The sequence below is a fragment of the Rhizobacter sp. P2_D12 genome (assembly GCF_056404395.1).
Genome location: NZ_JBFUEB010000285.1, coordinates 1 through 1,531, shown reverse-complemented (window position 1 = coordinate 1,531; position 1,531 = coordinate 1). Strand labels below are relative to the sequence as shown.

General features: G+C 69.0%; 1 protein-coding gene. It reads left to right on the top strand.

The window, feature by feature from the left end:
• Positions 1-7: 7 nt before the first annotated feature.
• Entirely contained in the window at positions 8-1,447 is a 1,440-nt protein-coding gene (locus AC1DYN_RS32475) for a dihydrolipoyl dehydrogenase (RefSeq protein WP_477966909.1), read from the top strand.
• The last annotated feature ends 84 nt before the right edge of the window (positions 1,448-1,531 follow it).

The window sequence follows — 1,531 nt, the reverse complement described above, 5'->3', positions numbered from 1 at the left end:
GAACACCATGAAACAATTGAATGTGGATGTCGCCGTTATCGGCACCGGCACCGCCGGCATGACCGCCTATCGCGCCGCCAGGGCGCAGGGCGCGCGCACGGTGGTGATCGAGGGCGCGCACTACGGCACCACCTGCGCCCGGGTCGGCTGCATGCCGAGCAAGCTCCTGATCGCCGCCGCCGAGGCCGCGCACGCGCTGCACACGTCCGGCCCGTTCGGCGTGCATGCCGGCGAGGTGCGGATCGATGGCCCGGCCGTGATGGCGCGCGTCCAGCGCGAACGCGACCGCTTCGTCGGCTTCGTGCTCGAGGCCGTGGAAGCCATTCCCGTCAATGACCGCCTGCAGGGTCACGCGCGCTTTACCGGCCCGTGCACGCTGCAGGTCGATGACCATACCGAGATCCACGCCGGCCGCGTCGTCATCGCCACCGGCTCGACGCCGCTGCGCCTGCCGCAGCTTGAGAACGTCGGCCCCGGCATCGTCACCAGCGACGACGTGTTTTACTGGAACGACCTGCCCGCCTCGGTGGCCGTGATCGGCACCGGCGTGATCGGCCTCGAACTGGGCCAGGCGCTGAGCCGTCTCGGCGTACGCGTGCGTTTCTACGCGCGCGGCGGCTCCATCGCCAACATCAGCGACCCCGAAGTGCTGCGCTGCGCTGCGCGCGTGCTGGGCGAGGAAGTCGACATCGCGTTCCAGAGCGAAATCGTGAAAGCAGTGCAGGATGGCGACGAGGTGGTGCTGCATGTGCGCGACGCGCTGGGCAAGGAAAGCAGCGAGCGCTTCCAGTATGTGCTGATGGCGGCCGGGCGCACGCCGAACGTGCATGACCTGGGCCTCGAACTGACGGGCCTGGAGCGGGGCGCTGACGGCATTCCGACCTTCGACGCGCGCACGATGCAGTGCGGCGGCAGCCATATCTTCATCGCGGGCGACGCCAACAACGAGCGTCCGCTGCTGCACGATGCGGCCGACCACGGCAAGATCGCCGGCGACAATGCGGGCCGCTACCCCGACGTGCGCCCGGGGCTGCGCCGCACGCCGATCGCGGTGGCGTTCACCGAGCCGAACATCGCCACGCTGGGCAAGAGTTACCGCGCCCTGTCCGCGAACGGCCAGCCCAAGTTCGCCGTGGGCAGCGTGTCGTTCGAGAACCAGGGCCGCAGCCGCGTCATGCTGCAGAACAAGGGGATGCTGCGGGTGTATGCGGAGTATGGCTCGCGCCTGTTCCTGGGCGCCGAGATGATCGCGCCGCGCGCCGAACACCTGGCCCACCTGCTGTCATGGGCATGCCAGATGCGCCTGACGGTCGACCAGATGCTGGAGATGCCGTTCTATCACCCGGTCATCGAAGAAGGCGTACGTACCGCGCTGCGCGACCTGGCCACCAACTTGGCGCAGGGCGAGAGCACCACCCTCGCAGCCGACACCCAGCCGGGCCTGTAGGCCGCGCCGCCGGATCAGTTAAGCAGCGTGGTGGCCAGCTTGCCCTGGCCGGCCAGCTGGCGCAGGACACGCACGGTGTCGATG

Coding starts and splice junctions, on each gene's coding strand:
- AC1DYN_RS32475 (WP_477966909.1), top strand. CDS start 8: ATGAAACAATTGAATGTGGATGTCGCCGTTATCGGCACCGGCACCGCC.